The 26,005-nt window shown below is 39.6% G+C and carries 22 protein-coding genes; 5 read left to right on the top strand and 17 right to left on the bottom strand.

Annotated elements, in window-relative coordinates:
* The first annotated feature begins 11 nt into the window (after positions 1-11).
* Positions 12-1,334 carry a nucleobase:cation symporter-2 family protein gene (locus tag NQZ71_RS04995; RefSeq protein WP_260054635.1) on the top strand — a complete coding sequence of 441 codons (1,323 nt, stop codon included), beginning with the start codon at positions 12-14 and terminating at the stop codon, positions 1,332-1,334.
* A 48-nt stretch (positions 1,335-1,382) separates the two neighbouring features.
* Here the strand turns inward: NQZ71_RS04995 and NQZ71_RS04990 are convergent, their stop codons facing one another.
* The gene (locus tag NQZ71_RS04990; RefSeq protein WP_317011438.1) at positions 1,383-2,615 is read right to left on the bottom strand and encodes an NADP-dependent malic enzyme; all 1,233 of its coding nucleotides are present in this window, start codon (positions 2,613-2,615) and stop codon (positions 1,383-1,385) included.
* 269 nt (positions 2,616-2,884) lie between these two features.
* Positions 2,885-3,562: a ribose-5-phosphate isomerase RpiA gene (rpiA, locus tag NQZ71_RS04985; RefSeq protein ID WP_317011437.1), complete on the bottom strand. Its 678-nt coding sequence runs from the start codon at positions 3,560-3,562 to the stop codon at positions 2,885-2,887.
* Positions 3,563-3,741: 179 nt separating this feature from the next.
* On the opposite strand from rpiA, the gene NQZ71_RS04980 reads away from it, so the two are divergent.
* On the top strand, positions 3,742-3,960 hold the full coding sequence (locus NQZ71_RS04980) for a hypothetical protein (RefSeq protein ID WP_127738179.1): 219 nt from the start codon (positions 3,742-3,744) through the stop codon (positions 3,958-3,960).
* 22 nt (positions 3,961-3,982) lie between these two features.
* On the opposite strand, the gene zupT is transcribed toward NQZ71_RS04980, so the two are convergent.
* Positions 3,983-4,789, bottom strand: coding sequence for a zinc transporter ZupT (gene zupT, locus NQZ71_RS04975; protein WP_144453801.1), 807 nt, complete (start codon positions 4,787-4,789; stop codon positions 3,983-3,985).
* A 377-nt stretch (positions 4,790-5,166) separates the two neighbouring features.
* Between zupT and NQZ71_RS04970 the strand changes: the two genes are divergently transcribed.
* Positions 5,167-7,791 (top strand): putative bifunctional diguanylate cyclase/phosphodiesterase, encoded by a 2,625-nt coding sequence (locus tag NQZ71_RS04970; protein ID WP_317011435.1) that lies wholly within the window; start codon positions 5,167-5,169, stop codon positions 7,789-7,791.
* A 41-nt stretch (positions 7,792-7,832) separates the two neighbouring features.
* Here the strand turns inward: NQZ71_RS04970 and NQZ71_RS04965 are convergent, their stop codons facing one another.
* The 10 genes from NQZ71_RS04965 to NQZ71_RS04920 all read right to left on the bottom strand — a co-directional run bounded on the left by NQZ71_RS04965 (position 7,833) and on the right by NQZ71_RS04920 (position 18,502).
* Positions 7,833-8,906, bottom strand: coding sequence for a YhgE/Pip domain-containing protein (locus NQZ71_RS04965; RefSeq protein ID WP_144453805.1), 1,074 nt, complete (start codon positions 8,904-8,906; stop codon positions 7,833-7,835).
* Positions 8,907-8,970: 64 nt separating this feature from the next.
* Positions 8,971-9,402, bottom strand: coding sequence for a MarR family winged helix-turn-helix transcriptional regulator (locus NQZ71_RS04960; RefSeq protein ID WP_260054622.1), 432 nt, complete (start codon positions 9,400-9,402; stop codon positions 8,971-8,973).
* A gap of 487 nt (positions 9,403-9,889) precedes the next feature.
* Positions 9,890-10,612, bottom strand: coding sequence for a DsbA family oxidoreductase (locus NQZ71_RS04955; RefSeq protein ID WP_260054623.1), 723 nt, complete (start codon positions 10,610-10,612; stop codon positions 9,890-9,892).
* Positions 10,613-10,768: 156 nt separating this feature from the next.
* Positions 10,769-11,008: a phage holin gene (locus tag NQZ71_RS04950; protein ID WP_144453809.1), complete on the bottom strand. Its 240-nt coding sequence runs from the start codon at positions 11,006-11,008 to the stop codon at positions 10,769-10,771.
* A gap of 222 nt (positions 11,009-11,230) precedes the next feature.
* Positions 11,231-12,424 carry a PDZ domain-containing protein gene (locus tag NQZ71_RS04945; protein ID WP_144453811.1) on the bottom strand — a complete coding sequence of 398 codons (1,194 nt, stop codon included), beginning with the start codon at positions 12,422-12,424 and terminating at the stop codon, positions 11,231-11,233.
* 180 nt (positions 12,425-12,604) lie between these two features.
* Positions 12,605-14,620: a transketolase gene (tkt, locus tag NQZ71_RS04940; RefSeq protein ID WP_394374123.1), complete on the bottom strand. Its 2,016-nt coding sequence runs from the start codon at positions 14,618-14,620 to the stop codon at positions 12,605-12,607.
* Positions 14,621-14,646: 26 nt separating this feature from the next.
* Positions 14,647-15,507 (bottom strand): 6-phosphofructokinase, encoded by an 861-nt coding sequence (locus NQZ71_RS04935; protein WP_260054636.1) that lies wholly within the window; start codon positions 15,505-15,507, stop codon positions 14,647-14,649.
* Positions 15,508-15,648: 141 nt separating this feature from the next.
* Positions 15,649-16,095 (bottom strand): ribose 5-phosphate isomerase B, encoded by a 447-nt coding sequence (gene rpiB / locus NQZ71_RS04930; RefSeq protein ID WP_144453817.1) that lies wholly within the window; start codon positions 16,093-16,095, stop codon positions 15,649-15,651.
* 368 nt (positions 16,096-16,463) lie between these two features.
* Positions 16,464-17,303, bottom strand: a complete 840-nt coding sequence (locus tag NQZ71_RS04925; RefSeq protein WP_144453819.1) for an aldo/keto reductase — start codon at positions 17,301-17,303, stop codon at positions 16,464-16,466.
* A 2-nt stretch (positions 17,304-17,305) separates the two neighbouring features.
* Positions 17,306-18,502: an MFS transporter gene (locus NQZ71_RS04920; RefSeq protein ID WP_144453820.1), complete on the bottom strand. Its 1,197-nt coding sequence runs from the start codon at positions 18,500-18,502 to the stop codon at positions 17,306-17,308.
* Between the two features lie 212 nt (positions 18,503-18,714).
* On the opposite strand from NQZ71_RS04920, the gene NQZ71_RS04915 reads away from it, so the two are divergent.
* Complete coding sequence (locus NQZ71_RS04915; protein WP_127738192.1) at positions 18,715-19,077, top strand: winged helix-turn-helix transcriptional regulator; 363 nt, start codon at positions 18,715-18,717, stop codon at positions 19,075-19,077.
* A 43-nt stretch (positions 19,078-19,120) separates the two neighbouring features.
* Here the strand turns inward: NQZ71_RS04915 and NQZ71_RS04910 are convergent, their stop codons facing one another.
* Positions 19,121-20,533, bottom strand: coding sequence for a S41 family peptidase (locus NQZ71_RS04910; RefSeq protein WP_275009076.1), 1,413 nt, complete (start codon positions 20,531-20,533; stop codon positions 19,121-19,123).
* A gap of 177 nt (positions 20,534-20,710) precedes the next feature.
* Here NQZ71_RS04910 and NQZ71_RS04905 point away from each other — a divergent pair, with 177 nt between their 5' ends.
* Positions 20,711-21,538 carry a manganese catalase gene (locus NQZ71_RS04905; RefSeq protein WP_144453824.1) on the top strand — a complete coding sequence of 276 codons (828 nt, stop codon included), beginning with the start codon at positions 20,711-20,713 and terminating at the stop codon, positions 21,536-21,538.
* Between the two features lie 42 nt (positions 21,539-21,580).
* On the opposite strand, the gene NQZ71_RS04900 is transcribed toward NQZ71_RS04905, so the two are convergent.
* The 3 genes from NQZ71_RS04900 to NQZ71_RS04890 all read right to left on the bottom strand — a co-directional run bounded on the left by NQZ71_RS04900 (position 21,581) and on the right by NQZ71_RS04890 (position 25,881).
* Positions 21,581-23,785 (bottom strand): heavy metal translocating P-type ATPase, encoded by a 2,205-nt coding sequence (locus NQZ71_RS04900; RefSeq protein WP_317011434.1) that lies wholly within the window; start codon positions 23,783-23,785, stop codon positions 21,581-21,583.
* A gap of 198 nt (positions 23,786-23,983) precedes the next feature.
* On the bottom strand, positions 23,984-24,328 hold the full coding sequence (locus tag NQZ71_RS04895) for an ArsR/SmtB family transcription factor (protein WP_260054628.1): 345 nt from the start codon (positions 24,326-24,328) through the stop codon (positions 23,984-23,986).
* A 134-nt stretch (positions 24,329-24,462) separates the two neighbouring features.
* Positions 24,463-25,881, bottom strand: a complete 1,419-nt coding sequence (locus NQZ71_RS04890; protein WP_317011432.1) for a murein hydrolase activator EnvC family protein — start codon at positions 25,879-25,881, stop codon at positions 24,463-24,465.
* Positions 25,882-26,005: the final 124 nt, after the last annotated feature.

The raw sequence follows: 26,005 nt of genomic DNA, 5'->3' as shown, positions 1-26,005 counted from the left end.
GAGTGATAATGATGACAAAAACAAAGCAGAACAACGGGAAAATCTTTTCCTTAGGCCTCCAGCATGTGCTGGCAATGTACGCAGGTGCGATTCTTGTGCCATTACTTGTCGGCAGAGCGTTAGAGCTGACAGCAGAACAGCTCTCCTATTTAGTCGCAATCGACTTGCTAACATGTGGAATTGCGACATTATTGCAAGCTTGGAAAAACAAGTATTTAGGAATCGGATTGCCCGTAGTGTTAGGCAGCTCCTTCGTTGCCGTCACTCCGATGATTTCAATCGGTACAAATTATGGTATTACGGCCATTTATGGAGCCATCATCGTTACAGGCTTGTTCATCGTCCTATGTGCGCCGCTCTTTAGTAAAATTGCAAGATTGTTCCCTCCTGTTGTCATTGGCACTGTTGTGACGATTATCGGCTTATCACTAATACCCTCTGGAATAAAAAATATGGGAGGCGGTGCAACAAGTCCCGATTTTGGTTCGATTGATAATCTCACCTTATCCTTTGGTGTTCTGCTTTTCATCTTAGTTCTAAGTCGCTTCTCCAAAGGATTTATTCAATCATTATCTGTCTTGATTGGCATTATCGCAGGAACCGCTGTAGCTACATTAATGGGCAAGGTCGACTTTTCTCCAGTAGCCGAAGCAAGCTGGTTCCGTTTGCCAAGTGTTTTCTATTTTGGAACACCTACCTTTGAAATTGGTCCGATTTTGACGATGCTAGTTGTAGGAATTGTTATTGTTATTGAATCAACAGGTGTCTTCTTTGCACTAAGTAAAATTTGTGAAAAGCCGCTGTCAGATAAAGACTTGACTCGAGGCTATCGGGCAGAAGGCGTTGCCATCACACTTGGTGGAATCCTCAATGCCTTCCCTTATAACACCTTTGCCCAGAACGTTGGTCTTGTCCAGCTTTCAAAGGTAAAAACAAAAAATGTAGTCGTAGCAGCCGGCGGTATTTTAGTATTTTTAGGATTAATTCCTAAAATAGCTGCATTTGCGACCATCATACCAACACCCGTTCTTGGCGGAGCCACTGTCGTCATGTTCGGGATGGTCGTAGCTTCAGGAATTAAGATGCTCAGCACTGTTGATTTCAGCAAACAGGCAAATCTGCTTATCATGGCGTGCTCCGTTTCTATTGGCCTAGGTGCAACTGCTGTTCCTGATTTATTCGCACAGCTTCCTTCAGCTCTTCGCATAATTGTCAGTGATGGCATTATTTCTGGAAGTCTTGTTGCCATTCTGTTAAATCTGCTTTTCAGCATCAAGCCTAAGAGAGAGAAAGCCACCCAAAAGATTACTCCTACGCTAGAACAATCATCATAATAAAGAAGGGCTGCAGCATATGCTGCAGCCCTTCACTAATTTAAAAACTTAACCGCCAATGCTTGTCAGCTCGGCAGTCTTGTCTTGGACCTGCTGTGGATCAACTGTAATTCTTGCAACGTTTGTCTCCATTGCAGCCTTTGCAACTGCCGCTGCTACCGCCGGGGCAACACGTGGATCAAATGGGCTTGGAATAACATAATCCGGATTTAACTCAGACTCCATAATCAAGTCAGCAATTGCACCAACTGCTGCTTGCTTCATTTCTTCATTAATATCTGTTGCACGTACATCAAGTGCTCCACGGAAGATTCCTGGGAATGCTAGAACATTATTCACTTGGTTCGGGAAATCTGATCTTCCTGTTCCAACAACTGCAGCTCCAGCAGACTTCGCTTCATCTGGTGTAATTTCAGGCACTGGATTTGCCATTGCAAAGATGATAGCATCTTTATTCATCGTTGCAACCATTTCACTTGTTAGGGCACCTGCAACAGAAACACCGATAAACACATCTGCATCTTTAATGACATCAGCTAAAGAGCCAGCCTCTTTGTTTACATTTGTATATGCGACCACAGATTCCTTCACTTTATTCATGCCCTCAGAACGTCCTGCATAAATGGCTCCCTTTGTGTCGCACATAATCATGTTTGTCACACCATAAGAATATAAAAGCTTTGTGATAGCAATTCCAGCAGCACCTGCACCATTTAAAACAACCTTAATATCCTTCCACTCTTTATTAACGATTTTCAAAGCATTTAACAGCCCTGCAACCGTTACAATTGCTGTTCCATGCTGATCATCGTGAAATACTGGAATATCTAATTGCTGCTTAAGACGCTCTTCAATTTCAAAGCACTGTGGTGCCGCTATATCCTCTAGATTGATTCCGCCAAAACCAGATGCTAACAATTTCACTGTTTCCACAACTTTATCTGGGTCTGTAGTGTCCAATGCGATTGGAAATGCATCTACACCTGCAAAGCTCTTGAATAGAATTGCTTTCCCTTCCATAACAGGCAAAGAAGCCGCTGCACCAATATTACCTAAACCAAGAACAGCAGTACCATTCGTTACAACACCAACCATATTGCCTTTCATTGTATAGTCATAAACTGTTTCCGGCTCCTCATGAATTACCTTACAAGGCTCTGCAACACCAGGTGAATAAGCAAGGCTTAAATCCTTTGCATTCTTTACTTCTACCTTTGCATTTACTTCTAATTTGCCTTGCTTTTCCTGATGCATTTTTAAAGCATCTTCTCGTAATGACATATTTTCTCTCCCTTTCGCTTATCAAATCATAAGCAGATAAAGCTAAAACCACTTACTTCTGATAATTTTTCATTTTATAAATATCCATGTAACGATGATATAACTTACAAAATGAAATGGAAACTTTAATAAAGTAAAAAAAATGGCGATATTGTGAGGATTTTATGAACAAATAAAGACAGTATAAAAAACCTCTAACAAAGTTAAAGGTTTTAGCTGGAAAGCTCTTTATCACTTGTTCGCTAAATTAGCTTCTCCTATTGTATAGCTTATTCTAGCTTATCAAGGAGGATTGCCTGTTTATCCTCGTTTATCGTAATTACATCCTTGACCATATCGATAAACAAACCATTTTCGACAACACCAGTGATGTTGTTCAAATCCTTTTCCAGTTGTGTCGGATCTGCTATTACATCAAATATGCAATCAATAATATAATTACCATTGTCTGTTACATAAGGAGTATCACCTTTCATTCTTAACACCGTCTGACAACCAAAACGTTGAATATAGCTCTCCGTTTTCCTTACTCCAAATGGGACTACTTCAACCGGTAATGGGAAGCTGCCAAGCTTTTGAACGACCTTCTTAGAATCAGCCACAACGATGAACTTGTTGGAAGCCTTTGCAATTATTTTCTCCCTCAACAGTGCTCCGCCCCCGCCTTTAATGGCATAAAAATAATGATCTATCTCATCTGCACCATCAATCGCTACATCAATGGAATCGACCTCATCTAGCGTTAACAGTGGGATGCCTTGCTCTTCAGCAAGTTTTTCTGTTTGAACAGACGTTGCTACACCTTGGACTTTCATCCCTTGCTTTATCATTTCACCTATTTTTAATATTGTATAGTAGACTGTTGAGCCTGTTCCTAACCCAACAACCATCCCGTCTTTAACATAATCGACTGCCGCCTTTTCTCCTACTGCAGCTTTTTCATTCATTGTTTTCACCTCATTAGTTGGTAAAAATGCTTGTCTTCATCGTAATACAAAAAAAGAGGAATTTCCATTAACTCCTCTTTTTTTCACTATTTTATCACATAAATATGGAATCTTCTGAAACATACATAAGGGGTTATTCGTATACTTATTAATAAGAAATGAATTTAAGGAGGATAACCATGACAGGACTAGTTGCAGTAATAATGATATTTGCCATACCCATTATAGCAATCATATCAGAACATTCCAAAGATAAGCTGAAACTAAAGCGTAAGATGCTTCAAGATGAAATCGCACTGGAGAAATTAAAGCATGAAAATTTTCTCTTGGAGACAAATAAAATGAAGCTAGAAGTTGAAAAATTAGAAATTGAAAACCAAAAGTTTGACGTAAAGTAATCACTTGCTGCTATTTTTCTCGTTAGATAAATAGCAGCAGGCTTATTGCCATAATAGCCATTCCAGTTATAAGCCCGTAAATGGACAAGTGACCTTCATCGTATTTTTTTGCTGCAGGTAATAGTTCATCTAAAGAAATGAAAACCATAATTCCGGCAACAGCAGCAAAAATTAATCCAAACAGTAAATCATTTAAAAATGGCATTAAAATAAGGAAAGCAACTACAGCACCCACCGGTTCTGCCAAACCAGATAAAAAGGACAGCTTGAATGCTTTCTTTTTATCGCCTGTCGCAAAATAAACTGGTACAGATACAGCAATTCCTTCTGGAATATTGTGAATGGCAATGGCAACCGTGATTGCAATTCCAAGTGCAGGATCCTGTAACGCAGCAGTAAATGTGGCAATCCCCTCTGGAAAGTTATGAATAGCGATTGCAAGCGCTGTGAATGTTCCCATTTTCAGAAGAGCTGGGTCTTTAACCTTGTTAGTTGTAGATAAATCCTCCACCTTCTTTAATTCATGCGGATTCCCCTGTTCAGGAACATATTTATCAATTAATGCAATCAACAATATACCTCCGAAAAAGCCTGCCACAGTTACCCAATTTCCCTGTTGAACCCCTAAATACCCCACAAGCGAATCCTTAGCCTTAACAAAAATTTCAATCATTGACACATAAATCATTACACCTGCAGAAAATCCGAGCATCCATGATAAAAACTTCGTATTTGTCGTGGATGTGAAAAACGCAAGTATGCTCCCAATTCCAGTTGCAAGGCCCGCTAATAAGGTTAAACCAAATGCTAGCAATAAATTCTCCGGCATCTTCATACCCCTTTTTTATTTTTTGAGTTTTCTAATCAATTCATATCACCAATGTTTTTTGCCTAATTTAAAAAAGTTTCCCTTAGGAAAGATTTTAAATGTATATCAACAATACGTCAATTATATATATGCTTTTATTAGGCAAATGTTCTCTACATTTATAAATAAGGACATGTAAATAACTAAAATACTTTTTCAATCCTTAGACTTCTTTCTTAATATGTAAAAATATATCTTCAAACTGCACCACAGCATTTAGCAAATAGTACCACTTTAAACATTCCCTTATACTGTAGGAATAACCTAATATTTCGTATATAATGAGACAAAATACCTAATATTCATATTAATATATGAGAAATAAAGGATGAACACCGTTGAAAAATACCTACAAAATCAGACTTGGCATAGCATTTATTTTCATTTATACATTATTCTATTACTCTATTTTACTATTCGGACAAGAAAGTCATATTTCTGTGGTCAGCAGCAATTTTTTATCCGTTGCTGGTGCTTTAATTTCCTCTACTGTCTTATTTTATTCCTATAGAAAAAGTGTCGCTTCTGACAAGGTAATTTGGTTTTGGTTTGCTGTTGGAACGTTTACCTACTTTATTGGAGATCTAATTTGGATGTATCAGGAAAGTATTCTGCACCGCACTATTCCCTTCCCTGATTACAGCGACATTTTTTATGTACTGCAAATTTTCTTTTACTTAATTGGGTTAATTCGTTACTTCAGCAGGCTGAGAAACGCGCTCCGCAGTGTTCAGCTTGTATTTGAAATGATGATTATTATGATCGCTGCATTCTGCTTAAGCTACTATTTTATTATTGAACCTTTATTAAATAATAACGAATTTACAGGTGTATTTTTGACGATAGCAATTGGGTATCCTTTAGGTGACCTTGCTTTATTGACAGGAGCATTACTTATTCTGTTTTCCATTAAGGAATTACCATTTCGTTCAAGCTTGTCGATAATCATAGTCGGCTTACTTGTGCAAATAGTCTCAGATACAGGATATATGTACTCACTTTTTGGAACATATTATAATTCGGGAAGTTTTTTTGACCCTTTATTCACGTTATCCTTGCTGATAGTCTCGTTATCTAGCATGATGACGAAGGAAAGTCCGATTGCAGACAGCCCTGAAGAATCTAAATACGAATTGTTCATGATTTATATTCCTTACGCTGCGTTCTTAATTTTAATAGGTATTTCCATTTGGTTGAATCATCACCATTATGTTTTAGCAATTGGCAGCATAATATCTGTTCTTTTAATTATAGCAAGACAGATTATCATTCTAACAAGATATAAAAGGCTTCTTAAAACGGCCGCTGCTGATAAACAAAAGTTTATGTCCTTGTTTAAGTATCATCCAGATGCTGCAATGACACTTGACTTGGACGGAACGATCATTGAAATTAATGATGCTTTTGTCAGGATTGCTTATGAGCCAGTTCAATCCTTTTTGGGTGCTTCCTTCTTTCATATATTTCCGGAGAAAAGAAAGGTTGTGGAGAGGTCCTTTCTAGCTGCCCTTCAAGGACAGCACCAAAGCTTTGAGGTGGACTATCTTGATAATGCTGGAAATAAGTACTATTATTCAGTTACCTTCATTCCGATTTATATAGATAAGAATGTTGCCGGGGTATTTGTCATATCCAAAGACATTACAAATAAAATAGCAAGCACGGAAAGAATACAGTTTTTGGCTTATCATGATTCATTGACAGGGTTGGCAAACAGAGCATATTTTGAAGAAACACTTAAGAAGAAGCTGGATGCATCAAACCGAGGCGACATGGCTGTCATTTTTATTGATTTTGACAGATTTAAAGTAATCAATGACTCTTTAGGACATGACGCTGGCGATGAACTGCTAGTTTCAATCTCTGCAAGACTTTCCTCTGTAATCCGCCGTGGTGATATTCTTGCCAGATTAGGAGGAGATGAATTTGTCATCCTCTTAATGGACATTCAAACAAAGGCTGAGATTATTGAAATACTTGAGCGGATGATGAAAGTATTGGCACCTTCCTACTTTATAAAAAACAATTATGTTATTACAACACCGAGCATGGGTGTTTCATTATCGGAAGAAAAAGAAAAAAGTGCGGTTATGATGATGAAGCAAGCCGATATTGCCATGTACTACTCAAAGAAAAATGGCAAAAATCAATATAATTTTTATCAGCCCGGAATGGAGGGTGTTTCGGAGAATCACTTAAGAATGGAACAGGACTTGCATCATGCCATTGTAAATAATGAGTTTAAACTGTATTACCAGCCGCAAGTTGATACGTTGGAAAGTCATATGTACGGAGTAGAGGCATTGATAAGATGGCAGCATCCGAAGCTAGGAATGCTGACTCCCTTCCATTTTATTGATATAGCAGAAGAAACAAACTTAATTATTCCTATTGGGGAATGGATTGTAAGGGAAGCCTGCAGACAAGGAAAGGAATGGCACGACAGTGGTTTAATGCTGCAAGTTTCTATTAACATCTCACCTAAACAATTTCAATCAAGCCAGCTAGTCGATCTAATCGCTGATGCACTGGAGGAATCTGGTTTTGACCCGAGCTGTCTAATCATTGAAATTACAGAGGCCATTGCTATGAACCAAATTGAAAAAACGGTAGATACGATGTACATGCTAAAAAAACTAGGTGTTAGAATCTCCATTGACGATTTTGGAACAGGTCATTCCTCCTTATCCTATTTAACAGAGCTACCGATCGACGCATTAAAAATCCCAAGGGAATTTGTGCAAAATCTTGGTACTGAAACGAATAATGCCATCGTTCATACCATTATTACGCTAGCAAACAATCTGAATCTTAAGCTTGTAGCTGAGGGGGTGGAACAGCCAGAACAGCTGCAGCTCCTGCAAGAAATGGGATGCTCTTATATTCAAGGCTACTTGTTCTCAAAACCCATCCTAAAAGAAGATGTGCAATTTTTTACATTAGATAAACAACCTCTCTCATAATAAAAAGGAGAATCCACCAATACAGGTGAATTCTCCTTTTTTTAATGGGCTAGCTGCTTTGCTGATAAAGCTGGATTGACTGCCTTTTCTTTTTGAGCTGCCAGTCTGATGATAGTTATCGCGAATGTCACTAGAAGCAGAAGCACTAGGTGAACAGCAAATGCTGACACTGATTCGCCTGTATAAATCAGCTTCGTAAAACCTTGGACTCCGTTAGAGGCTGGAAGGAATGCACCGAAATGCTGATAAAATGGTGCAAGCATATTAGCAGGAATAATGTTCCCTGCTGTCATTAACTGCAACGGCACCATTGCCACATTAAACAGCGGTCCAGCATTGCCAAACAAGCTGAAGCTCATTTGTGTAAAGCTAATGCATGTTGCTGTAACTAATACATGGAACAGCCATAGCTTCCAGAAGGATGCCGCGACATCCTGAAAAGCCACTGTTAGACTGATAATAATAGTAGGAACAACGAGTGCTACGATTAACAGAAGCATTTGTCTGCTCCAGAAAATCTGCCATTTGGAATGACCCTTTTTCATTATTTGACCAACTAAATTAAATTGAATATTCATTGTCATAACGGCAATATACGTAATGAAGCCTAGAATCATTGGCAGCATAGATGCCGCAAAATTATGAAGCTCATTTGTTTTTACAATATCTGCTGTAACACCACTATGTGCTCCTAAGTTTGCACTAATTTCTGCTGCGGCTTTTTCCATCATTGACACAGCTACTTGCGAATTTGCCTCGTTCACATAGAAAGTCAATTCTCCACTGCCATCTGTCATTGTCTCAGCAAATTTTTCAGGAATGACAATAAGCATTGCATATTTCCCTTTATCTAGCTGCTCTTTCGCTTTATCATATTCAGAAGCAGCGACTACATGGAACGGACTGTTTTTTGCTATTTGCTCTGCAATTACCTTGCTAGATGCTCCATCTTCGTTGACAATACCGACATTCAGCTGATCAAGTCTTTCTGTCGCATTATTATAGCCTGTCATCCACACAATCATAAAAAACACAGGTACAAAAATCGCAAATACTAATCCAATCTTTGTCTGTGGAATTTTCATCATATTTTTAAAGCCTTGTAAAATCTTCATTCCTACTCCCCTTTACTTCTGTTCACAAAAATAGTTGCACATGCATGTATATGTTTAAAAAAAATTAGGAAAGATTGTCATACATTTTATTTAATGTGGATATAAAGCTCTCTATTTCAGAGTCCTCCAAGCCTTCATACACTCGTTTTTCAAGCATTTCAAGCTCTGGCCAAATTTGTGTATGCAAATCAAGTCCTTTACTAGTGATATTCAGTTGGACTGCTCTTCTGTCAGATGGATCTACTGACCGGCTAACAAGTTCCTTTTTTATAAGCTTATCGAGAATCTTTCCGACTGTTGTCTGATCTCTTTCCGTCAATTCTGCAAGCCTTTTTTGAGAAACGCCATTTGTCTTACTCAATTCACTCAGTACGGAAAACTGTTCTGGTGTCAGCCCGAAGCTGCTCATCTGGCGTGTAGCCGCCCTTTTAAAGGCTAAGTAAGTCCTTGAAAGTATCAAGCCTAATTCTTTATTATTCATATACTTATCTGACATATAGTATCCTTTCCAGAAAAATAGTTGCACTACATATAATTGCACATGCATGTAATTTTATGATAAAAGGAACCTCCATGTCAATTATTTTTTATGTAAACATCATTTCAATAATAAAAAAGGGATGAAATAATACAAAGTATAACCTGTCCAAACACGAGTAAATAAATAAAATAATACATCTAACTTTTAATGGGCTTGGGACTTTAAATAAATGTGGTTTTAAAAGTGGTTCGTTTCATTGCAATAGGTAGAACTTTAGTGGAATGGAGCGGAGGCCACTCGACTCCTGCGGGAAAAAGAGGACGCTTTAGACCCCGCAGGCGAAGACGAGGAGGCTCAGCTTCCTCCCCGCGGAAAGCGAGTGGGCGTAGTGCAATGAAACGAACTGATAAAAAAAAAAACGAACTATCATTCAACAAAGTAGAATAGTTCGTTTTTTCAATCGGTCTTACATATTTATATCCAAGCCTCTTTAAATAATATGTTATTTTCCAGGGATTTCGCAGTTATCGTCTGTGCAAGCAGCGGCTGTGTTTCCTCCTGAAAGGTCTTGCAGCTTAGGGGCATTTCCTTCCTCTTCCCATACTTGCTGAAGTGCACGTCTGAAGGTTTCTGTCGGCTGTGCTCCTGAGATAGAATATTTCTGATTAATAACAAAAAATGGTACTCCAGTAACTCCCATTTGCTGAGCTAGCGCTTCATCAATTCTGACATCATTTGCATATTTTGTTGAGTCATTCAAAACAGCTAAAGTTTCTTCCTTTTCAATTCCAGCAGTTTGAGCGATTTCTACTAATACATCATGATCACTTATCAGCTTCGATTCTGTAAAGTAAGAAGCTAATAGCTTTTCCGTCATTTCCTTTTCTTTACCAACAGTAGCAGCAAACTTCGCTAGACGATGTGCATCAAACGTATTTGTTGGTTTCATTTCATCAAAGTTAAATGTTAAGCCAACCTCGGCTGCTTGGCTGCCAATACCTTCATTTGCTCTCTTCGCTTCCTCAATGCTCATGCCATATTTTTTAGCCAAAGCTTCATTTATTCCTGTGCCAGAATATGTTTTTGCATTTGGGTCCAGCTCAAAGCTTTTGAACTCCACCTCAACCTGATCTTTACCAGGGAATTGAGCAATTGCCTCCTCTAAGCGGCGTTTTCCTATATAACAAAATGGGCATACAAAATCTGACCATACTTCTATTTTCATTATTGCTCCCTCTTTTCATCAAATACTTACTATAGACTTATGTCTTACCTAGTCTCTCTTTACCATTATAAAATAATCAACTTAAATAAAAAATTAATACGCTCAAACCCTTCGAGAGAAACAGAAAAGAGCACCTTAAAAAGATGCTCCCTAACTTTATTTCGCTTTTGTAAGATTATTTGCCTTCAAAACTTCCTTCTGCATTTTCCCTTTAGCTGTCACATAGTTATTCTTAAACCATGCAACCGCAGCAGATATTGCCGTAAATGCATTTGTTATAATGTTTGTCCAATCCTCGCTCGTACCTGGGATTTCATATAGGCCAACAGATACTAAAACTTGGTTAACCAATGCAATTGCCAACACTAATGTACGGATAAGTGTGCCTTTATCCATAGATCAATCACTCCTTGTCCTTTTTTTGCACTGTCACCATATAATATGACAGCTCGTACCAATTCCGTAACGGCTTTTGTATTAGGAAAGGAGTGAGATTTAGTATCTGACCTGGATTATTCTGTACTGTCTTTGTACTTCACCGTTTGTTGCAATAACTTGTTTATATCAAACAAAGCTAATCAAAAAAAGAGCTTGCCTCACTCAAGCAAGCTCTTTCCTTTATACTGCCTCATCATCCCTAGCCTTATCATCCTGAATCATCAGAATACCAAGCTTATGATAGTCGCCTTCGTACAGAGCACGTTGTGCAAATCGGACCTCTCCATTTATATCGAGAACTTCTATCTTGCAATGTGCAGAGTTTTTTTGCAGTGCTCTGTACAACTGAATTTCATCATGCACAGAAATACTGTTTACTTTTGTGATGACTTCCCCTACCTTAAGGTCCATCTTATCTGCTGGGGATTCAGGTACGACACCTAAAATCATAATACCGTTATTTTTCTTCGTGAAATAAAAGGCTTTATTTTTTTCCTTTGCTTTTTGGCTAGCTGTAATCCATTCGCGGCAAATGATCGCAACAAGAATGCTTCCAATTGCTGCGAGCGGGATAAAATACGCTGCAGCTGCACTCAATGCAATAAAAATCCCAAGCAAAAAGACCTTTCTGCCAACTGCTTTTATTGCAGGGGTTGGGTGCATTCCTTGTACGGCTTGTCTAAATCCAAGCAAAAATGGCACAAAGATAAAGGAATATGTTTCATTACCGACAGTAAATGCAGGCCAGCCTTCGATTGGAATTGAAAGAATACCGTTTGGCAGGAACAGAAACATTGGCACAAGCCATACTCTTTCTGACAAATGTATGCCGATTGATTGGCCCCTGCTGCTTTTTTTCAAACGAGGAGATGTTCCTTTACTGCCATTCTTCTCCATCAGCAAGCCTTCTGCTGCAAGCAGTAAGCCTAATACTGCAACAGCTGTCGGGAAAATGTATGTACCTTCACCTATAGCCCCCTTGGAAAACAGGAAAAAATCCCAGCCCATATAAAGGGAAGCCATTGTTGCCAATAACCCTAAACCAAGTGTATAAGCAGGGGAAAGCAAGCGTGTTTTTCCAAGTAACCCAAGCAGGATTGTAAAAACTCCTGTATAAATAATCAATTCCATCGGTACAACAAGAACGAGTCCAATTGAAAGGATGGACATGCACAGCCCTATAATAATTCCCATTGGCAGGAGCTGTCGCAGCTCATAAAAGGCATTTTTTGCCCTGATGGTAAATTCCTTTCTTTCCATCTTTACCCTCGAGACACCTAAGTAGGCAGCTAGAAGAAAGGATACATAAAACAAAGGATGAAGAAAAAGCTTTCCAAATCCTTTTAAAAATTCAAACAGCCAATCTTGCCACATGAAGAGTCCCACCTTTTTTAAAAACTAGTTATTCCTATTTGAACAAGAATGTGATATTCCTCATTATATAAATCTATTATATTCTACTAGCAAAGTAATAGAAAGACCAGGAAGGATAATTAGTGTAGAATCCATGAAAAAAACCTGCCAAAACGGCAGGCTTCTTCGAATTATTTTGTATTATTTTGTTGCTTCTATAAGCGCTTTTATTTTTGCTGATATGTTCTCAACTGTAAAGCCGTATTCTTGGAAAAGCTTGTCGGCTGGAGCAGATGCACCGAAATGGTCTATCGTAATATGCTCCCCTTTAGAACCGATGTACTCTCTCCACCCAAGTGAAGCACCTGCCTCAATTGCCACACGTGCTTGAATACCTTCTGGAAGCACGCTTTCTTTATATTCCTTTGATTGTTTTTCGAACAAATCCCAGCTTGGCATGCTGACGACACTTACATTAACGCCCTCTTGCGCAAGCGCTGCTTGTGCTTTGATTGCAAGTGAAACTTCTGACCCGCTGGCAAGCAGCAAGCCCTGTGCCTCACCTTTTGCTGCTGAAACTGTATAAGCCCCTTTGCTTACACCTTCATATGCCGCTGACTTTGACAAGTCTAATGTTGGTAAGTTTTGACGAGTCAGTACTAAAGCAGTCGGAGTATCCTTGCTTTCCAAGGCAATTTGCCATGCGGCTGCTGTTTCCTTCGCATCAGCAGGACGGATGACTGAAAGGCCTGGCATTGCACGCAAGGAAGCAAGCTGCTCAACTGGCTCATGTGTCGGACCATCCTCTCCTACAGCAATACTGTCATGTGTGAAGACATATGTTACAGGAAGCTTCATCAATGCTGCAAGACGAATTGCTGGACGAAGATAGTCAGAGAAAACAAAGAATGTTGCTCCGAATACTTTCACTCCACCATGCAATGCCATTCCGTTGATTGCTGCACCCATTGCAAATTCACGAACACCGAACCAAATATTCTTCGCAGCATAGCTGTCGATTGCAAAATTCTTTTCATCAGCAATCAACGTTTTATTAGAGCCTGCCAAGTCAGCAGAACCGCCCATAAATGCAGGAATTGCCTTTGCAGCAGCTTGAATGCTTTTGCCAGAGGAATCTCTTGTTGCCATAGAGCTCCCCGCTTCAAAATCAGGCAGGCTTTCTTGTAAATTTGCAGGAACCTCACCCTTCACAGCTGTTTCAAACTGCTCGGCAAGCTCTGGATATGCTGATTTATATTTGTCATACATTTCATTCCAAGTATTTTCCTTTGCTTGACCTTCTTCAGCTAAGCCTGCATAATGCTCAGCAACCTCTGCTGGCACATGGAAGGCTTCTTCGTAATCCCAGCTGTATGCAGCTTTTGCAAGCAATGTTTCGTCAGCTCCAAGCGGCGCACCATGGGATGCTGATTTACCGCCTTTATTCGGCGAACCGTAGCCGATGACTGTTTTGACTTCAATCAATGTTGGCACATCTGATATTTTCGCTTGAGAGATCGCTTTCTGAATTGCAGTAATATCAGTGCCATCCTCGACACGAAGGACCTCCCACCCGTATGCTTCAAAACGTTTTTGCACACTTTCAGAGAAGGAAAGATGCAGGTCACCATCAAGGGAAATATCATTTGAATCATAAAGGACAACCAATCTTCCCAGCTTTAGATGTGCTGCAAGAGAAGCTGCTTCTGCAGAAACACCCTCCATTAAATCACCATCTCCACAGATGCTGTATGTATAATGGTCAACTACTTGATAGCCTTCTTTATTGTAAGTTTCAGCAAGATGCCTTTCTGCCATTGCCATTCCTACCGCCATAGCAACCCCTTGTCCAAGTGGGCCTGTAGTTGCTTCCACTCCAGGAGTGTGACCGAATTCCGGATGTCCAGGAGTTTTGCTGCCCCATTGACGGAAGTTCTTCAAATCATCAATGCTCACACCATAATTAAACAAGTGCAGCAGGCTGTACAACAGCATAGAACCGTGTCCTGCAGACAGCACAAAACGGTCTCTGTTAAACCAATTTGGGTTTGCTGGATTATGATTCATTTCCTTTGCCCATAATGCATACGCCATCGGTGCTGCACCCATTGGCATTCCTGGGTGACCTGAATTGGATTTTTCGACAGCATCAATAGATAGTGTTCTGATTGTATTGATTGCCATTTGCTCAATATTTGTCTTCGTCATTTCACTCATCATTTCCCGCCCTTTATGGATTGTCGTTATTTCTTCAAAAAGGTAAACCCATCTGTGTGAACAGCCACTTGGCCTGTTTCCTGCTCATTCTGCACCCATGATAATATCTCTACTGCCAGTCCATTAGCAATGATTCGGTCTGCAGAAGTTGGGTTTGTTCCCATACAAAGTGCTTCATCAATTTCCGTGTATTTAAAGTCCACATTCAACTGGTCGACCACTTTTTCTTGAGCCTCATTTGCTGAAGCCTTGCTATAAACAATAACGGAGGACGTGTTCCACTCCGTAAAGCTGTTTTCAATTCGTTCTCTTAAAGAAAGTATTTCCTCTTCACTAGCTGCCTGTGCAAAATAATGACCATCTCCTGCAATGGAGATATCCTTCAGCATTTTTGTGGAGGGGCTTCCATCTATAGAAAAACCGAATAACCTCGGTTTATCATACTTCAACGAATTAATCGTATCTTTGACTCTTAAAATATTATCAACAATGCTGTTAACAGCAGTATCATATCCTAAAGAAGAATCAGAACCTTCCATATCGTTATAAATTGATACTGGCACAAACAAAGAACGAACAGAAGAACGGCCAGCAAGATGCGTTTCCCATTTTTCCTTTGCCTCTTTATTTCCGATAACAACAGCAGCGTCCACTGCCGAGAAAATTTCTTCCCATTTATTATCTTCAGGATATGCAGACATCATCAGCATAGATTGGCTTAAATAAGGAGCGTCGCTGTTAATGTTCAACTCTCTATACGTTGCTGCACCTGTATCCTTTTCTATCTCCATTCCTACCAATTCGTGCTTAGAAGCCAAATGAAGCTGCATTTTATACACTATTTGTTTGACCCCTGCAGGCAAACTCCCAAAGACAATTACTCCCACTTTCAAAGCATTTTACCCCCTAAATTTTTGCATGCGTTTTTACTTTCGTATAATGGTATTATATAGGATTATTAGAGCAATGGAAAAAAACTTGTCTTTTAGAGGATTATTTTTAGCAGATTTTTCAGATATCTCCCTTAGTCAGCAGAGCTCTGCTTCCAAATTACTGATAGCGTTTACCCTTTGGGCATGCCTGCCTCCTAGAAATTCAGCATTCAGCCATGTATCCACAATAGTTAAGGCTAATCCCTCTCCAGTTACACGCTCCCCTAAACAAAGAACATTGCTGTCATTATGCTCCCTTGTAGCTTTAGCAGTAAACACATCCCCAACTGCAGCAGCACGAATCCCTTTTAGTTTATTTGCGGCAATGCTCATGCCTATCCCTGTTCCACAACAAAGAATGCCTAATTTTGCTTCACCAGCATTAACAGCATCGCCCACCTTCTTAGCATACCCAGGAAAATCGACACTCTCTGTGCCAGTACACCCGAAATCAAGAACCTCAAGGCCCTTCTCTGCTAAATATGCCTTTACTGCTTCTTTCAAACGAAAGCCGCCATGATCACTTGCGATTGCCAGCTTCAATTCCCTATCCCCTTCCTAACTATTTTAGACCTTTTCATGAAATTTATTTTGACACGTACATTTTATCATATATTCGTACGTACATGTATAGAGAAAATAGTTTTATTTTTATAAAACTTATTAACTATATAACAATGGTACGTACATGTAGCGTAATTTTTTTAATAAGGTCAGACTTTTCAGCAAAATAGCTGTTAGTTTACTTTAGAAATAGTTAGAAAAAGCGTCGTCTATTGATTATCTAAAAGGTCCACTCTCCCCTTGAAATGGAAACCAACAAATTTTGCTTTCTGAAGTTTTCATAAAACAACTCCCCTCCAACATCGATAAAAAGGCCTGATCCATTTGGAGTCAGGCCTTTACGAGTATTAAAAATCAAAATTATCTGGATCTGGACCAACACGCAAGTCTTCATTCAAGCCTGCAATTTGCTCCATTTCTTCTGAAGTTAAGGAGAAATCAAACACATCTGCATTTTCGATGATACGATGCTCTTTAATAGATTTAGGAATAGTAATGACCCCATTTTGTAAATCCCAGCGAATGATAACTTGTGCAACAGATTTATTATATTTTGCAGCAATTGTCATTAATAGACTATTATCTAAAAGCTTGCCTTGCATCAGCGGCGACCATGCTTCAACTTGGATGCCGTGCTGCTGGCAAAAAGCTCTTAATTCTACTTGTGTTAGCTTTGGATGGAACTCGACTTGGTTAATCATTGGTTTAATTTCCGCATCCTTCATTAACTCCTCCAAATGATGAATTTGGAAGTTGCTTACACCGATTGCCTTTACCTTTCCATTCCTATATAGTGTTTCTAGTGCTCTCCAAGCCTCTTGATATTTATTAGCTTTTGGCCAGTGGATTAAATAAAGATCCAAATAGTCCAATCCTAGCTTTTCTAAGCTTGTTTCAAACGCTGCAAGTGTTTTGTCATAGCCTAAATCTTCATTCCAAACTTTAGACGTGATGAAAAGCTCTTCGCGACTGATACCAGCTTCCGCAAGTCCCTCCTTAATGCCTTGCCCAACACCTGTTTCATTTTGATAAATAGCCGCCGTATCAATACTGCGATATCCATTTTTTATCGCTGTGCGAACAGACTCAACAACAGTGGAACCATCTTCCACTTGGAATACACCAAGTCCTAACCATGGCATTTGGACTCCATTTGATAATGCAACTGTATCTTGTAAATGTTTCATATTTAATTACCCCATTCTTCTTTGTTTGATTTTTTCTCTAGTATTAAACTCCAGCCAGTCAACAGTACTGCTGCTGTGACCATTATTCCGCCAACCCAGGCTGTATGAATCAGTCCTAATGAGTTGGTGACAACACCGCCCAGATAGGAGCCTATTGCAATGCCTGCATTAAAGGCAGCAATATTAATAGCTGATGCCACATCGACAGCTCCAGGTACATATCGTTCTGCGAGCATGACGACATATACTTGCAAGCCAGGAACGTTCATGAACGCCAACAGTCCCATTAACACTATCATTGCAAGGCCTGCCCCTTTATATGGCAAGGCAAAGATAAGCAGGAATAAGATAACAGCTTGGATCATGAACATATAAAATAAGGCTGTAAGCGGCTTTTTATTGGAAAGCCTTCCTCCAATCATATTCCCTGCTGCGATGGCTGCACCATACAGCAGCAGGATTCCCGCTACAGTACCTTCTTTAAAGCCAGTGACTTCATGGAGAAGTGGTGATAAATACGTAAAGACGACAAATGTTCCTCCATAGCCTAATGCCGTAATTATGAACAGCAGCAGCAACCTGCCATTTTTCACCAATCGAAGCTGGTCCTTAAAAGTAGCCGGCTTCGCCTGAGACAAATTTTTAGGAACAAGAATGCTGTTGGCGATAAATGCAATGACACCAACAACCACGATGGCAAAAAATGCTAGCCGCCAGCCAAATTGCTGGCCAATAAATGTTCCAATTGGAACTCCTGTTATAGTTGCTACTGTTAGTCCTGTGAACATGATGGAAATAGCACTTGCTCTTTTATCCTTGCTGACAAGGTCTGCTGCAATGGTTGAACCAATTGACATGAATATTCCATGTGCTAATGCAGAGATAATTCTTGCCGTCAGCAGAACAGTTAAGCTTCCTGCCGTTGCTGCGATGCTGTTTCCAATAATAAACACAATCATTATCCATAATAATAATGTCTTTCTTGAAATGCTTGATGTGATTGATGTTAAAACAGGTGCTCCAACTGTCACACCTAGCGCATAGATGGAAACTGTCAATCCTGCTGCGGTTATACTGACGTGCAGATCCTTGGAAATAAGCGGCAAAAGACCTACACTAATAAATTCTGTTGTACCAATAGCGAAAGCACTAACTGCCAATGCAAGCAAGGCATACATGCTGCTTTTTTGATTACTCATATGTCCTCCTTCTTGATGCTTCTTATATGTTATCCACTAGTGGAATTAAATTGTTTATCAGCTTGCTTTTCGACCGGCAAATGTTATTATGAATCATATCGTTTTCTTTGAGAAGTACGTACTTTTTTGTAATATAGGAACCAAAAAGTTATATAGGTACTTTTTAGTACCTATCAAAATATAGTTAATTTTTTTCTTTAGGAGGAAATAGGATGGAAAAGAAAAAATATAATATTTCTGTCGAAGCAACACTTGAGGTTATTGGCGGCAAGTGGAAATGTGTGATTTTATGCCATCTGACACATGGCAAAAAGCGGACAAGTGAGCTGAAGCGTTTAATGCCAAATATCACGCAAAAGATGTTGACACAGCAGCTTCGTGAATTAGAGGATGACGGCATTATCAACCGCATTATTTATCAGCAAATCCCTCCAAAAGTAGAGTATGAGCTTAGTGAATATGGAGAAAGCTTGCAAAGCATCCTTGATGCATTGTGCAATTGGGGTGAAAGACATATTACGAAGGTATATGGTGACAAGACACTGATGCTTGAGGACAGCATTTTAAATAAATAATAAGCACAGAAAAAGCACCGGAAAAATTCGGTGCTCTTTTTTGTTAATTAACAATATAATGTAAAGCTGTTTGAAGCTGGATGTCATTTTCATCTTTTTGCATTTCTTCTCTGACAACTTGCTGCATTTTTCCGGCTGTATTTGAGTCAATTGCACCCGTCTCTGGCAGGTTATTACTTCCTTGAAATGCCTTTACGGCAATTTCCGTTTGACTGCTATAATAGCCATCCTGCCTGTCTGTTCGATAGCCGATACTTGTTAAAATTTCCTGTGCATATTTGACCTGTTCGTTATTCATTTCCCGTTTTAACGTATTCTCTATCTGAAGCGGATGCGTGTTATACAAGGCGGTTTTTTCGACCTCCAGGTTTGGCACAACTCCTTGTTTATGAATCCAATTACCATCAGGTGTTAGCCATTTGAATAAAGTCAGCTTAATCTTACTGCCATCCTCCATCGGAACTGCTTGCTGTACAGTACCTTTTCCAAATGTCTTTTCGCCAATCAAGGTATAGTTTTCCGCTTCCTTCAAAGCTCCGGCCATAATTTCTGATGCACTTGCACTTCCATTATCAACAAGCACGACTACAGGATAATCCTTCTTTTGCTTTAAATCAGAATAAAATTGCTCTGTTTCTCCGTTGCGATGCTCAATTTGTACGTAAGGCTTATCTGAAGTTACAAACTCTTCTAAAATAGCATTAACACTTGTCAGCAAGCCACCAGGATTTCCTCTGACATCTAATATTAAGCCGGCAATCCCTTCCTGCTCCTGTGCAGCTAATGCCTTATGAAATTCAGATGCCGTATCCTCTGAGAAGGTGGTAATCTCAATATAGCCTATATTTTCTCCACCTTCTCTTTTAATGGAAGAATGGACCGTAATTTGTGGTACCTCATCACGGACGACAGCAATTTGCAGTGGTTTCTCCAAGCCTTGTCGCACAATCTCTAATTCTACCTTTGTTCCTTTTTTCCCCCTTATTTTCTGTGTCACATCGTACAGATCAAAGCCTTCCACACTTTCGCCATCTACCTTCATTATTTCATCATTTGCTTTAATGCCAGCCTTTTCTGCAGGTGAATTCTTTATTGGCGAAACGATAATCACTTTATCATCCTCTGCACTTATCTCTGCACCGATTCCTTCAAAGGAGGAATCAAGTGCCTGTTCAAACTGCTTCGCACTATCCTTGTCCATATAAACAGAATAAGGATCCTCTAAGGTGGAAAGCATGCCTTTTATTGCTCCCTCCTCCAATTTATTCTTATCTACCTTTTCGACATAATTATTTAGTATAAGGTCATATGCCTTACCAACCTTTGATAAGACTGTTTCACTGCTATTAGCGGCTGTCTCCGAATGTTCTCCCCATTTATTCATTCCAATATAGGTGCCGCCAGCTCCGACTATAAGCGAGCCTGTCATGCAAATCACCAGCAATTTTCGATTCATCTAAGATCGTCCCTTCCTTCTTCATCATGCCTGTCTTCTTCATGAGAAGTGCCTACTCATTTATATGCGGCCAAAGGACAAGTTATGATGACAGCTTTTCGGCATACCTTAAGTAAAATGAACCTATTTCCCTTTAGTTGAATAACCTATACAGACTATGAGGGAGGAATGCCTACAATGTTCTATCATATTAAGGAATTAGCCTATCAAGCCAAGCCAGAAAGACCAGATCCTATTATGGCGAGAAGGCTTCAGGAATTAATTGGCGGCCAATTTGGTGAAATGTCAGTCATGAACCAATATTTATTTCAAGCATGGGGAACTAGAGGGCATGCTAAATATAGAGATTTACTGTTAGATACGGGAACAGAAGAAATTGGACATATCGAGCTGTTATCTACAATGGTTGCCCGCCTTTTAGATGATGCTCCTGTTACAGAGCTGGATACTGCTGCGGCTACTAACCCTGCTTTAGCAGCAATAATTGGTGGAATGGATCCGCAGCATGCCATTGTCTCAGGGTTATCTGCTACACCTAAAGACAGTAATGGAGTGCCTTGGAGCGGCAGCTATATTATAGCTGGTGGTAATTTGCTTGCAGATATGCGTTCAAACCTTCATGCAGAATCACAAGGCAGATTGCAGGCTGTAAGAATTTACGAACAAACGGATGACAGAGGTATTAAGGATATGCTTTCGTACCTTATTGCACGTGACACAATGCACCAAAACCAGTGGCTTGCTGCTATCTATGAGCTAGAGCAGCAAGAGGGTGTTGTTGTTCCAAATACATTCCCGAAGGAACTGGAAAAAAGAGATGTTTCTTATTTGTTCTTGAACCATTCGATGGGAGACGAAAGCAGCAAAGGAAGATGGGCATCTGGTCAAAGCATGGATGGCATGGGAACATTCCAATATGTAAAGGATGTACCGCCATTTGGACCTGCCCCAAAACTCAAGCCCGCTCCACCTGCAGTTCATACTACACCTCCAAATGTAATGTAATATCCACACAAAAACCCGCTGCCCTTTTAGCAGCGGGTTTAATCATTGTATATCTTTATTATTAAGAACTCTCATTGCATTAAGGACAGCAATTAATGTGACACCAACATCAGAGAATACTGCTTCCCACATTGTTGCAATTCCAAAGGCTCCAAGCAGGAGAAAAATTGCCTTTACGCCTAATGCAAACACTATGTTTTGCCAAACAATTCTTCTCGTTTTTTTGGCAATTAATATTGCTGTGGCAATCTTGGAAGGCTCATCTGTCATGATAACAATATCTGCTGCTTCAATAGCAGCATCTGATCCTAATCCTCCCATCGCCATCCCTACATCTGCCCTTGCAAGTACAGGAGTGTCATTAATTCCGTCTCCCACAAATAAAATCTTTTCTTTAGCATGCTTTTTTGCGTCTAGCTTTTCGATTTGTTCGACTTTATCCTGAGGCAGCAGCTCTGCATAGACTTCATCAATATCCAGCGACTTAGCAACACTCCTTCCAACTGCTGCTGCATCACCTGTGAGCATGACTGTCTTTTTAATACCTGCTTTCTTTAAAGCTGTAATTGCTTGTGCTGCATCGTCCTTTAATTGATCTGAGATAATAAGAGAGCCGATAAATTCATTATTTACTGCTACATAGACAATAGTTCCCGACTCTTCCCTTACGGTAAAATCTATTTCTTCTTTCACCATCAGCTTTTGATTACCTGCTAAAATTTTTGCTCCACCTACAATAGCTGATATACCATGACCAGGAATTTCTTCATACTTATTTACATCCGCTTCTGATACTTTTCCTTCATAAGCCTTTCTAATCGATTCTGCAATAGGATGGTTGGAATGAACTTCTGCTAACGCAGCATTTTTCAGCACATCTTGGTCTGCATATCCATTTGCAGGGTGAACTGCAACTACTTCAAATACACCCTTTGTAAGTGTTCCAGTCTTATCAAACACTGCATATTTAACACTATTTAATGCTTCTAAATAATTGCTTCCCTTAACAAGGATTCCTGCCTTTGAAGCTGCTCCAATTCCTCCAAAAAATCCAAGGGGGATGGAAACGACTAAAGCACACGGACAAGAAATAACCAAAAAGATTAAAGCTCGGTAAAGCCAATCAGAGAATGTCGCACCTTCCAATACCAGTGGCGGAACAGCAGCTAAAAGTACAGCAATAATCACAACAACCGGAGTATAATAACGGGCGAACTTTGTGATAAAGTTTTCTGTCGGTGCTTTTCTGCTGCTGGCATTTTGAACAAGCTCCAAGATGCGAGCAACAGTGGACTGGCTGAATTCCTTTGTTACCTTAACAGTAAGAACACCATTTTTATTAATAAATCCACTTAATATATCGTGGCCTGCTTCTATATCTCTTGGCATAGATTCACCTGTCAACGCAGAGGTATCAACACTTGACTTGCCTTCAAGCACAATACCATCTAGCGGGACCTTTTCACCAGGCTTGATGACAATTATATCCCCAATTACAACGTCCTCAGGTGACATTTTTTCAAAGCCTTGCCCCTTTTGCACATTAGCATAATCAGGTCGGATATCCATCAGGCTGCTAATAGACTTGCGTGAACGATTAACAGCAGCGCCTTGAAACAGTTCTCCGACTTGATAAAACAACATTACTGCAACACCTTCTGGATACTCTGAGATAGCAAATGCGCCTATTGTGGCAATTGCCATAAGAAAATGTTCATCAAATACTTGGCCGCGGACAATATTCGTGCATGCCCTCCAAACAATATCTCCACCAATAATCAAGTAAGCAACAAGAAATACAGATAACTCAGCAAAACCATCTAATGGAAGAAAAAGGCCAGCACCAGCTATAATTGTCCCTATAACGAGCCTAAAGATCATCCTTTTCATATTCTCATTTCCATGCTCATGAGAATGTCCATGTTCATGTTCATGTTCATGTTCATGAGCGTGGCTATGATGATGGTGATGATGTGCATGATTATTCGCTTTTTTAGGTCCTCCTGCTGTCTTTTCTCTTAATTTAACATGTGGTTCTAATCGTTTTATCGTTTTTTCTGTTTTTGCAACAATTGCTTCAGCTTCTTGACTGAACTCCATAGACAATGTTTGTGTCGCAAAATTGACCTGACAGGCATCCACCCCTTCAATTGAAGAAACACCTCGCTCAATTTTCATTGCACAATTAGCACAGTCTAGCCCTTCTAAAATAAAATCCTTTTTTTGCAGCTCTCTTCCCTTCTCCATGGTTATCCCCTCTTTCGTAAACCTTAATGAAAGTATCTTAAGTGGTTTTATCTATTTTACTTATTTATATATAAATTAATATATGAACAACTACTCATATATTCATATTATATGTAAGCAGGCTTTAAAGTGTCAATGTAATTTCCAATATGGGTATAAAAAAGCAACCGCAAAAATAGCGGCTGCTGTAGCTCTTCATTAGTGATGTCTTGCATGGTCAATCATCTGTTTTAAAACGCTCATTACATGCTCATCATCACAGGAATAAATCATCGTAGTTCCCTCGCGACGGTATTTGACAAGACGAAGGTTTTTTAGAAACCGCAATTGATGTGATACGGTAGACTGCAGCATTTGAAGCCTTTCTGCAATTTCATTAACAGAATGCTGCTTTTCAGATAATACATGGAGAATTTTAATTCTCGTTGGATCTGATAATGCTTTAAAGGTTTGAGAAACGATAAATAAAGTTTCCTCATCAAGCATGGCACTGTTTCCGTTTATCGGATTTAACTCGTCATTATTATGATCATTGCCGCTCATTTTCATTGCTCCTCTTGTTAACTAAAACTAATGCCTCCATTATAGCATAGTTGTATCCTGTTTCATTATTTGGAGGCTCTTCCAGTAAAAAGGAAAAAGACTTGTCCACATTTGTGGACAAGTCTTTTAATCTATTACAATGGAACAATACCAACTGGGTTAATTGCATTTGATTTAGCCTGGTTCCATTCGCCTTTATGCAATTCAAAATGCAAATGCTGTCCTTGAGAATCACCAGTGTTCCCCATTGTACCGATGCGTTGGCCTTTCGAAACAACCTGGCCTGCACTTACTTTTCTGCTTCCAGATTTCATATGTGCATAAACAGTTGTATACGTCTGACCATCAATAGAGTGAGCGATGAAAACAACTTCCCCATAGCTACTTGATGTATAAGAACGGATAACAACACCGTCTGCAGCTGCTAGAATTGCCACATTATCACCAGTTGCCGCTAAGTCAACTCCTGCATGGAATGTCCCCCAACGTTGGCCTAAGCCAGAAGTAAGAACTCCGTTTGCCGGTTTAGTGAAAGCACCTGATGATACTGCCGGGCTTGAAGGTGCAGATGAAGAACTTGAGCTGCTTGAACTTGAACTTGAGCTTGAGCTACTTGAACCTGAACTTTTTGAGCTAGAGCTAGAACTTGAACTACTTGAACTGCTGCTCGCTTTTGCAGCTTTAGCTTTTGCCGCAGCTGCAGCAGCGGCTGCTTCTGCCTCTTGTCTCTTTCTCTCTTCTTCTGCTGCTTTTTTAGCCGCTTCAGCCTGACGCTGTTTTTCCAGCTTAATTGCTTTTTCCATTGCTACCTTTTGATCTGACAAAATTGCTTCTTCTTCTTCAAGAGACAGCATTTCTGCGTGAACATGATCCTCTTCTTTTTCAAGCTGAGCCATCACTTTATCTTTTTCTTTCTTTTTTGAATCCAAATCAGCTTTCATATCTTCCAAATCACTTAGCATTGTTTCAAGAGAGCTGAGCTTTTCCTTTAATTCTGCTTTTGAATCTTCTAAAAGCTTCTTATCGGCTTCCTGCTCTTTTAGAATAGTTCGGTCTGCCTCCACAATCGTTGCAACAGCTCCGATACGGTCGATTAAATCACTTATGCTTTGAGAGCCCATAAGAACGTCCATATAGCTTACTGCTCCGCCAGTTTCCTGCATTGCTCTAGCTCTGTCCTTCAGTACTTCATTTCTTTCATCAATTCGTTTTTGTGTTTCTTTAATTTGTTTTTCCAGCCTTTTCACATCAGCTTTTGTTGTTTCTATCTGACTTTTCTTCTCAGTAATGTTGACTTGAGTAGTGGAAATGGCTGTATTTAGTCTCTTCAGCTCCGCTTCCACAGATTCTTGCTCGTCATGGATGTTGCTTAACTCATCGTTTTTATCGCTCTTTTTATTTTCCACATCATTCTGCTTGCTTTCAATATCTTCTTTTTGTTTATTAAGATCACTTATGCTCGCAGCATATGCCGTAGAAAATGGTACTTGAGTAACTATACCACCAATGCCTAAAGTAGTAACGATTGTCCATTTAACTATTGTATTTTTCAAGCTCTCATGCCTTCCCCTCTATTGATAGATAAGTAGATTAAATCACCATAAAACTAGTAAATTAGAACTATACCATCGAAAATAACGCCAATTTAATAGCCTGGCCTTCATCCAGACTATGAAC

Origin of the sequence: Niallia taxi, from assembly GCF_032818155.1 — a bacterium.
In the GTDB taxonomy this organism is placed as follows: domain Bacteria; phylum Bacillota; class Bacilli; order Bacillales; family Cytobacillaceae; genus Niallia; species Niallia taxi_A.
The sequence above is the reverse complement of the archived record's forward strand: the minus strand, read 5'-3'. Positions and strand labels throughout refer to the sequence as shown.

Bases quoted from the DNA above. Each gene is read 5' to 3' on its own strand.
- NQZ71_RS04960 (WP_260054622.1), bottom strand. From the start codon at position 9,402: ATGTCAGATAAGTATATGAATAATAAAGAATTAGGCTTGATACTTTCA.
- NQZ71_RS04910 (WP_275009076.1), bottom strand. From the start codon at position 20,533: ATGAATCGAAAATTGCTGGTGATTTGCATGACAGGCTCGCTTATAGTC.
- NQZ71_RS04990 (WP_317011438.1), bottom strand. From the start codon at position 2,615: ATGTCATTACGAGAAGATGCTTTAAAAATGCATCAGGAAAAGCAAGGC.
- NQZ71_RS04945 (WP_144453811.1), bottom strand. From the start codon at position 12,424: ATGTGGCAAGATTGGCTGTTTGAATTTTTAAAAGGATTTGGAAAGCTT.
- NQZ71_RS04995 (WP_260054635.1), top strand. From the start codon at position 12: ATGACAAAAACAAAGCAGAACAACGGGAAAATCTTTTCCTTAGGCCTC.
- tkt (WP_394374123.1), bottom strand. From the start codon at position 14,620: ATGAGTGAAATGACGAAGACAAATATTGAGCAAATGGCAATCAATACA.
- NQZ71_RS04900 (WP_317011434.1), bottom strand. From the start codon at position 23,785: ATGGAGAAGGGAAGAGAGCTGCAAAAAAAGGATTTTATTTTAGAAGGG.
- NQZ71_RS04965 (WP_144453805.1), bottom strand. From the start codon at position 8,906: ATGAAGATTTTACAAGGCTTTAAAAATATGATGAAAATTCCACAGACA.
- NQZ71_RS04950 (WP_144453809.1), bottom strand. From the start codon at position 11,008: ATGGATAAAGGCACACTTATCCGTACATTAGTGTTGGCAATTGCATTG.
- NQZ71_RS04925 (WP_144453819.1), bottom strand. From the start codon at position 17,303: ATGAAACATTTACAAGATACAGTTGCATTATCAAATGGAGTCCAAATG.
- NQZ71_RS04915 (WP_127738192.1), top strand. From the start codon at position 18,715: ATGGAAAAGAAAAAATATAATATTTCTGTCGAAGCAACACTTGAGGTT.
- rpiA (WP_317011437.1), bottom strand. From the start codon at position 3,562: ATGAATGAAAAAGCTGCAGTAGGAGAAAAGGCGGCAGTCGATTATGTT.
- NQZ71_RS04895 (WP_260054628.1), bottom strand. From the start codon at position 24,328: ATGAGCGGCAATGATCATAATAATGACGAGTTAAATCCGATAAACGGA.
- NQZ71_RS04905 (WP_144453824.1), top strand. From the start codon at position 20,711: ATGTTCTATCATATTAAGGAATTAGCCTATCAAGCCAAGCCAGAAAGA.
- zupT (WP_144453801.1), bottom strand. From the start codon at position 4,789: ATGCCGGAGAATTTATTGCTAGCATTTGGTTTAACCTTATTAGCGGGC.
- NQZ71_RS04955 (WP_260054623.1), bottom strand. From the start codon at position 10,612: ATGAAAATAGAAGTATGGTCAGATTTTGTATGCCCATTTTGTTATATA.
- NQZ71_RS04920 (WP_144453820.1), bottom strand. From the start codon at position 18,502: ATGAGTAATCAAAAAAGCAGCATGTATGCCTTGCTTGCATTGGCAGTT.
- NQZ71_RS04980 (WP_127738179.1), top strand. From the start codon at position 3,742: ATGACAGGACTAGTTGCAGTAATAATGATATTTGCCATACCCATTATA.